This is a genomic window from Enterococcus aquimarinus, from assembly GCF_001885765.1.
Classification (GTDB): Bacteria; Bacillota; Bacilli; order Lactobacillales; family Enterococcaceae; genus Enterococcus_I; species Enterococcus_I aquimarinus.
This window is the reverse complement of sequence record NZ_JXKD01000003.1, coordinates 208,050-216,302: the sequence shown is the minus strand read 5'-3', so window position 1 is coordinate 216,302 and position 8,253 is coordinate 208,050. Positions and strand designations below refer to the sequence as shown.

At 37.7% G+C, this 8,253-nt stretch carries 6 protein-coding genes; 4 read left to right on the top strand and 2 right to left on the bottom strand.

Annotation, left to right across the window (positions count from 1 at the left end; translation table 11 throughout):
- Positions 1-715 precede the first annotated feature (715 nt).
- Complete coding sequence (locus tag RU93_RS04030) at positions 716-1,465, top strand: acyl-ACP thioesterase domain-containing protein (RefSeq protein WP_071874320.1); 750 nt, start codon at positions 716-718, stop codon at positions 1,463-1,465.
- Positions 1,466-1,498: 33 nt separating this feature from the next.
- Here the strand turns inward: RU93_RS04030 and RU93_RS04025 are convergent, their stop codons facing one another.
- Positions 1,499-2,467, bottom strand: a complete 969-nt coding sequence (locus RU93_RS04025) for an asparaginase (protein WP_071874319.1) — start codon at positions 2,465-2,467, stop codon at positions 1,499-1,501.
- 164 nt (positions 2,468-2,631) lie between these two features.
- On the opposite strand from RU93_RS04025, the gene RU93_RS04020 reads away from it, so the two are divergent.
- Positions 2,632-3,474, top strand: a complete 843-nt coding sequence (locus RU93_RS04020) for a Cof-type HAD-IIB family hydrolase (RefSeq protein ID WP_071874318.1) — start codon at positions 2,632-2,634, stop codon at positions 3,472-3,474.
- Positions 3,475-3,602: 128 nt separating this feature from the next.
- On the opposite strand, the gene RU93_RS04015 is transcribed toward RU93_RS04020, so the two are convergent.
- Positions 3,603-4,952, bottom strand: coding sequence for an aspartate kinase (locus RU93_RS04015; RefSeq protein ID WP_071874317.1), 1,350 nt, complete (start codon positions 4,950-4,952; stop codon positions 3,603-3,605).
- Positions 4,953-5,244: 292 nt separating this feature from the next.
- Between RU93_RS04015 and RU93_RS04010 the strand changes: the two genes are divergently transcribed.
- Both RU93_RS04010 and RU93_RS04005 read left to right on the top strand, forming a co-directional pair.
- Positions 5,245-6,966 (top strand): septation ring formation regulator EzrA, encoded by a 1,722-nt coding sequence (locus RU93_RS04010; RefSeq protein WP_071874316.1) that lies wholly within the window; start codon positions 5,245-5,247, stop codon positions 6,964-6,966.
- 142 nt (positions 6,967-7,108) lie between these two features.
- Complete coding sequence (locus tag RU93_RS04005; protein ID WP_071874328.1) at positions 7,109-8,251, top strand: cysteine desulfurase family protein; 1,143 nt, start codon at positions 7,109-7,111, stop codon at positions 8,249-8,251.
- Positions 8,252-8,253: the final 2 nt, after the last annotated feature.

The window sequence follows — 8,253 nt, the reverse complement described above, 5'->3', positions numbered from 1 at the left end:
TGTCGTAGGTTCGAGTCCTACTGCCGGAGTCTTAAAAAAGAAGTGTTTTCTTAATTGAAAATACTTCTTTTTTTGATGTGTAAGAAATAATGGCTCTTCGCCAAATGGTGCTGCTGGAAACTCGTGCTACCCTACACAAAATGGCCTTGCGGGTGGAGCTGTGAGACCGCTTTGAGCCTAGGTTCCTATGTTGCTGAAGCCCTTACCGAGAGTCACTCATATGTCGTCTTTGGACGCAGCCGACACAAGGCATTTTCTATGGTCCGCTAGTATCGACTCTCTTTTGGTGATTACTTTGTCAAGAATTGAATTAAATGATAGAAGAAAGTAATTTAGCGATGAGACCATCATCAAAAAAATAAACGATCCGAAAAAAAGGGTGGAAGAATAACACGTGTTTCAGTCATCGATACTAAAAGTTATGCACCCTATTTATATACTCGAATGATTGGTATATCGGTCTTTTTAGTATTTTTCACTCGCATTCTAATCAGGAACATGTTTTTTGAAAAATAGGAGCAAGAATTCTTTGCTAGAAATCAAATTTACGAAGTCGTTTTGATTGTAGTGATGAGGAGTAGAAATTCAACTATATCTGTTTTTGGAAGATGGATAAAGGGACGTCATCCGATAATGAGAGAACAATGAAAAAGAGGATTGTTTTCTGTAAATAATAAAGGTAAAATAGAATCTATTGATGAAAGAGGTGGAAAACATGGGTTTAGTCTATGAAATGCCCCATGAAGTATCTTATTATGAGTGTGATCTTACAGGGACGATGACAGTCTCGATGTTAGTGGCCGTCGCCATTAAGTCATCGGAGCAACAAAGTGCGTTATTGAATCGCGGAACAGATTATATCCATTCAATCGGCTTAAATTGGATTATTACCGATTATCTAATTTCGTTGGAGCGACTTCCAAGAGTGGGTGAAAGTTTAGTCTTTAAAACAGAGGCAAAATCTTATAATCGCTTCTTTTGTTACCGTAGCTTTTGGGTGTTTGATCAAGAAGGTCAGTTGCTCGTTGAAATTGAATCTGTCTTTGCGTTAATGAATCAAACGACCAGAAAGCTTGCTCGCGTACAAGATGAAATCATTGTACCTTATGAGACTGAAAAACAAACGACGATTAAACGAATGGAATCGATTCTGCCTGTTGAAGAGGGTGAATCCATGCTTGTGACATCGCAATTTTATGATATTGATGAGAATAAACACGTCAATAATGCAGTCTATTTTCAATGGTTATTTTCTCCTTTAGGTTTTGATTTTCTAACGACTTTTATCCCGACAAAAATTCGGGTTCGTTTCGAAAAAGAGATTTTGTACGGCAGCCAAAGCCAAAGCGTTTTCGAAAAGAAAGAAGAAGATAATCATGTAACAACTTTACATGAAATTTCAGTCAAAGATGAGATTTGTTGTCGCGCACAAATAGAATGGAAAAAAATAGAAACCTTAGATTAGGGCTTTGCACCGCTTTTCCTAAGGTTTCTTTTCTTAATTTTCCATAAATTCACTTAATTGTGAAGGGGAGAGCTGATTATTTTGTGCGATGAGTAGCTTGAGGCGTGCTTTTTGACTACTAATATTGGGACAAAAAATAACCCCTATATCGCTTAATTCTTTCCCACCACCTGGATAATGATAGACAGGTTCAGCGACGCCATTAAAACAACGTGAAACGAGCACGACAGGTATGCCTTGTTTGATCATTTGTTGGAGTGGTTTCGTCGTCTCAGGTGGCAAGTTACCAGCTCCAAATGCTTCAATCACAAGTCCATCGATGTTCGTTTGAGCTAGAGCATCTAGCAATTCACCATGCATCCCGGCGTATGCTTTAACAATTGGAATTAAACCATCAACGGTCTTAACATCTAAGTGAGGGTTTTCTAGCAATTTTTGTAAGAAGAAAATATGATTCTTATTGATTAATCCCACAGGTCCTAGCGTCGGACTTAAAAAAGTCGCTACGTTTGAAGTGTGTGTTTTCGTGACGTATCTTGCAGTATGAATTTCATCATTCATCACCACTAATACGCCCATACCAACAGCTTCTGGATGTGCTGCTACGCGAATCGCACTCAAAAGGTTATAGAGACCATCACTGCCTAGTTCATTGCTGGAGCGCATGGCACCGGTAATGATAATCGGGACGGGGGTTTCAATCGTAGTATCCAGGAAAAAGGCTGTTTCTTCTAAGGTATCCGTCCCATGAGTGATGACGATTCCGTCAAACTCTTCGGAAATTGCTTGTTGAATGCGTTCCTTTAATTGCAACATATGAAAAGGTGTAATGTGTGGGCTAGGTAAATTGAACATTTCTTCTGTATGAATAGTGGCTTCAATTGGAAGTGATAATGTCGCTTCTAGCAAAGGGTGATGGAGTTTCGTTTGGATGACGCCTGTGGTAGGATCTTCTTGCATGGCAATCGTTCCACCAGTGTGTAAAATTAATAATTTTTTCATTTATGAGCACCTTGCTTTCTTAAAAATGATTGGCTAATAATATTGTAACGGATATTTTAAAAAAATGTGATTATATTTGATTCGTAAGAGTAAAAAATGGTTTTAAACTTGAGTTTCATGATTCGTGTTGGTATGATTAGTAAGAAAAAAAAGGAGGTGGGAGAATGATTAAGGCTATTTTCTTTGATGTAGATGGCACGTTATTAGCGAGTAATGGGAAAGTTTTAAAAAGCACTAAAAAAGCCATTATGCAAGCTCAAAAAAATGGCGTGTTATGTGGCATTTCGACCGGCCGAGGACCAAACAGTTTAAAGAAAATTGTGAAAGATTTAAATTTAGATATGTTTGTAACGTATAACGGTCAACTTGTCTACACGAAAGAGAAAGTTATCTATGCACAAGCATTTGAAAAAAGTGTCATCAACGACATTGTAACATTTGCGAATAATCATTCTCGTCAACTCGTTTTTGGTGGTAAAACACGGACGGAAGGTAGTTTAACGATGCGAATTGGCGAATCTAGTTTTGTTCGGCAGATGATTCGTTTTATTCCAAGTCGCTTTCCAATTCGTCGAATGAAATTGATTTTACAAAAGTATAGTCCTAACAAACGTAAAAATCGGTATTCGAATTTAGCCATTTTACAGGAACCAATTTATCAATGTATGATGCTTGGGGCTGAGTATGAACATGAGAAATTACAAGCAGCGTTACCGAATTGTGATTTTCAGCGATCCAATCCGTTTGCGGTCGATATTGTACCTAAAGGCGGATCCAAAGTGAAAGGCATTCAATTCTTCTTAGCCGATCAAGGAATTTTATTAGAAGAGACGATGGCCTTTGGAGACTATTTAAATGATATCGAGATGTTACAAGCAGTCGGCTTAGGCGTTGCGATGGGAAATGGTGATCTTAAAACGAAAAAAAGTGCCAATTACGTGACAGATAGCCATGACCGCAACGGAATCGAAAAAGCGCTGCAACATTTTGATGTGATTGACAAGTAAGACGAGTAATTTGTAGAACGCACGGATTAGACTTTTTTGATAGGAAGATGAAATGATTCAAATATTGAAATCAATAAAAGAAGGAAAGCTAGACGTGAGTGACGTCTGTCTTTCCTTCTTTTTGGCAACTAATCAAAAAATGTGTAGTAAAGATTCCGAATGGCATCGACTTCTCGTTCTTTATGAATACCAAACATAATACTCACTTCAGAAGAACCTTGGTTAATCATTTCAATATTAATGTTTTTACGCGCCAATGCTGCTGTACTTTCGGCCATACTACCAACGCGATGTTTCATACCTTCGCCCACTACGACCACTAATGAAAGATCATGTGTAATACGGAGTTCATCCGGATCGATTTCATAAGCAATTTTACGTAGTAGCTCTTCTTGCAGTTCTGCTGTCAATTGATTCGAACGTAGAATAATTGACAAATCATCAATCCCGGATGGAATATGTTCGTAGTTTAAATTAAAGTCTCTAAAGATTTCTAAAATACGTAAGGTAAATCCAACTTCACGGTTCATTAAGTACTTACTCAAATAAATCATGGAGAAACCTTCATCGCTCGCAATTCCTACGACTGGTTTTTCTAGATTGGTTCGTTTAGTTGTAATGAGTGTTCCAGGATGACTAGGATTGTTTGTGTTTTTAATGACGACCGGAATATTTGCTTTAAAAGAAGGCATTAAAGCTTCTTCATGGAAAACAGAGAAGCCTGCATAAGCCAGTTCGCGCATCTCCCGATAAGTAATTTCGGTAATGGTTTCTGGTTCATGAACGTACCCTGGATGAGCGGCATAAATACCATTGACATCCGTAAAATTCTCATAAAGACTGGCTTTTACTCCACGAGCGACAATCGCACCCGTGACGTCTGAGCCCCCGCGAGAGAAGGTACAAATATTTCCATCTTCTGTATATCCAAAGAAACCAGGGATCACTAAAATTTCTTCAGAATGGGCCCATTGATGAATGGTTTGATAATATTTCGTAATCATTTGAGCGTTTTGTGGCTCGGGTGTTACGATAATTCCCAGTTCCTGTGGATTAATATAACGTGCTGCCATTCCTTGTGCCCGCAAAACACTTGCAATGAGTTGAGCGTTGCAATTTTCACCGGTAGCTAAAATAGTATCTAGAAAGTACGGGTTGTCTTCAATTGCAAGGTGATTTAAATTCGTTAATTCATTTAAAATATCTGCTAAAATGATTGGTTCTACTTGGTACGGAGCAGCGATTTCGACGTATCGTTGATAAATTTTTTCAACAATATTGTCAATCGGTTGCTCTGCAAGACGTGCTTGGTAGACAGCAATGAGTAAATCCGTTACTTTTGTGTCTTCTGGTGTTCGTTTTCCTGGAGCTGAGACGACGACAAATCGACGTTCAGTATCAGCTTCAATAATGCGAACGACTTTTTCTACTTGTTGTGCTGTGGCGAGTGAACTGCCACCAAATTTTATCACTTTCATTCTAATCCTCTTCCCATCAATTTTTAATAGATTACCTTTAAAACCCAAATAAATCAAGTGTTTTTCAGCAAATTTTTGGGAAAATGAGAGGGATTTTACAATCATCTTGAAACTCGAAAATGAATTTCCAATAAATTTGTTTTTTTTGCTTCTTACTAGTGCTTGAAGAATTTCTTTGTGCTATAATTTAGCTTAGATGCTTTTTTTATGGAATATTACAATAATTAATTAAAATAATTTGTGACTATCACAATTTTTAAATCAATGCTGGAGTAAAATGGAGGAATTTTGAATGGAGAGTCAAGTAATCATCGGAATTGTCATCGCCATAATCGCAGTCGTAGCGGTTTTGTATGGGGTCGGCTTTTTTATGCGCAGGAAGAATCAAGAAAAGCTCAATGATTTAGAGAAACGGAAAGAAGAGCTGTTTGATTTACCTGTGATTGAAGAAGTAGACGAAGTGAAAAAAATGCACTTGGTGGGTCAAAGTCAAAATACCTTTAGAGAGTGGAGTCAAAAATGGACAGATCTCTCAACTGCCTCTTTTGCAGAATTAGAAAGTCAAATTTTTGAAGTTGAGAATCTCAATGAAACATTCCGCTTCCTTAAAGGACAAGCCGCGGTCAAAGATGCGGAAGAAACCCTTGTAATGATGGAAGAAGAAGTCAAAGCGATTCGACAAGGCTTAAAAGAGCTTCGAGAAAGCGAAGAACGAAATTCTTTACAAGTCCAACAAGCATTAGATGTTTATGAAGAATTGAAAAAGAATCTGCGTGAAGAAGGCGCTACTTACGGTCCGGCATATGCAGAGTTACAAAAACAAGTAAAGAATATCGAAATTGAATTCACACAATTTGTGACGTTGAATACTTCAGGTGATCCAGTAGAAGCGAGAGAAGTACTGGAAGAAGCAGAAAAACATACCTATGAATTACAGGACTTAATGAAACGTATCCCTGTCGTATATGAAGAGTTGAATAAAACCTTCCCGGCTCAATTGAAAGAAATTGAGGACGGCTATAAAAAATTATTGGAAGAGAAATTCAAGTTCCCTGAAGAAAATTTTGAAAATGACATTCACCGTGTCGCTCGCCGCATCGAAAATTCAACGGCTGATTTAGCTAAAGTTGAAGTTGCAGCAGTTGAAGTTGCGAATCGAGACACTGCACACGAAATTGATACGCTTTATACGGTTATGGAACGTGAAATTGATGCGAAGAAATATGTTTTAAAAAATCGTCAAGTGATTGAAGAGTATATTAACCACTCGATGAAAAATAACCGTCAATTACTGATTGAAATTGATCATACTTCGCAAAGTTATACGTTGAATCATAATGAATTAGGAAGAGTTCGTGGCTTCCAAACAGAGATTGATGAGTTGGTTCGCCGTCATGGTATTTACTTACCGCAATTAGAAAGTAACGAAATTCCTTATTCTGAAATTCAAGGATTTTATAAAGATGCTTATCATATTTTAGATGATATCGAAAATCAACAAGTTGAAATTGATGAGTCTTTAAGAGAATTACGCAAAGATGAAAAAGTTGCCCAAGAAAAAATTGAGGCATTCGAACTTCAGTTACGGAATTTAAAACGTTTTGTTGAAAAACAACGGTTACCTGGTCTTCCGGGTGATTACTTAGAATTCTTTTTCTTAACAACTGACCGAGTGGAAGAATTAGGAAAATCATTAAATAAAATTCGAATCAATATCGATGAAGTCAATAAACTTGTAGCGATTTGTGAAGAAGAGTTAGTTATTTTAGATACCCGTACAAAAGAATTAGTCGATGCAGCTGCTTTAACAGAACAGTTAATGCAATATGCAAATCGTTACCGTCACTCTCATCCTGAGGTGAAAGCAGCGATTGAACATGGTTTAGTCTTGTTTAATGAAGAATATCGTTATCAAGATGCATTAGACGAAATTGCAACGAGCTTAGAGCGTGTCGAACCAGGAGCGTTTACCCGTTTAGAAGGGTTTTACTTTAATCATCGTGATTTAGTTTAACATTAAAACTATTTTGAATTCTTCTGATAGAAGTTCAAAATAGTTTTTTTATTGAGAAGAGGGGTGACTTCAATCACTTGAAAGTACCGCTCTCAAACTCTATAATAAGAACGTATTTTAAATGAGGAAGGAAATGTTACAAATGATATATTTTGATCATAGTGCAACGTCACCGATTTACCCAGAAGTCTTAAATACTTATGTCCAAACGAGTCAAAGGATTATGGGGAATCCTTCAAGTCTTCACGAGTTAGGGAATCAAGCCAATCGTTTATTGCAGCAGGCAAGAAAACAAATCGCCGACCTCTTATCGGTAACACCAGGAGAAATTTATTTTACAAGTGGCGGGACAGAAGGAAATAATTGGGTAATGAAAGGCACTGCGATTGAAAAACGTCAATTTGGGAAGCATCTTATTCTTTCAAGTATCGAACATCCTTCCGTTCGTGAAACAGCGAAGCAACTTGAAACATTAGGTTTTGAAGTGAGTTTTGCTCCAGTTACGAATCAAGGATTTGTCGATGTCCAAGCGCTCGGACAGCTAATCAAAAAAGAAACCATTCTTGTCTCGGTGATGGCTGTTAATAACGAGATTGGCGCGATTCAACCGATTCAAGAAATCAGTCAGCTCTTAGAAAATTATCCCAAAATACATTTTCATGTGGATAGTGTGCAAGCGATTGGTCATGTGGCACAAGACAGGTGGTTAACTTCCAGAGTTGATTTTGCGACTTTTTCCGCGCATAAATTCCATGGTCCGCGAGGTGTCGGATTTATTTATTGGCGACAAGGAAGAAAACTGGCGCCATTATTAACCGGTGGTGGACAAGAAAACAATGAACGGAGTAGCACTGAGAACATTGCTGGAATCGTGGCGATGGCACGCAGTTTGCGAATCGTATTTGAAAAAAATCTCGCGATGCCAACACATGTTTTACAATTGAGAAAATACCTTTACGATGCCTTAAGTCAATACAAGAAAGTCACACTTTTTTCTCAAGAAACGGCTTTTTCTTCTCATATTCTTTGTTTTGGTTTAAAAGGAATTCGCGGTGAAGTCTTAGTCCATGCACTGGAACAAAAACAAATTTTTCTATCCACAACGAGTGCTTGTTCCAGTCGGAAACAACCTAAATATAGTACGTTATCACAAATGGGAATACCAAGTGTTTCTGCGACGACAGCCGTCAGAATTAGTTTAGATCAAAGCAATACGATTGCCGAAGTCGAACAGTTTTTAATTGTGTTTCATCATCTATATCAAAAATTCGATAAAATTAGTTAGGG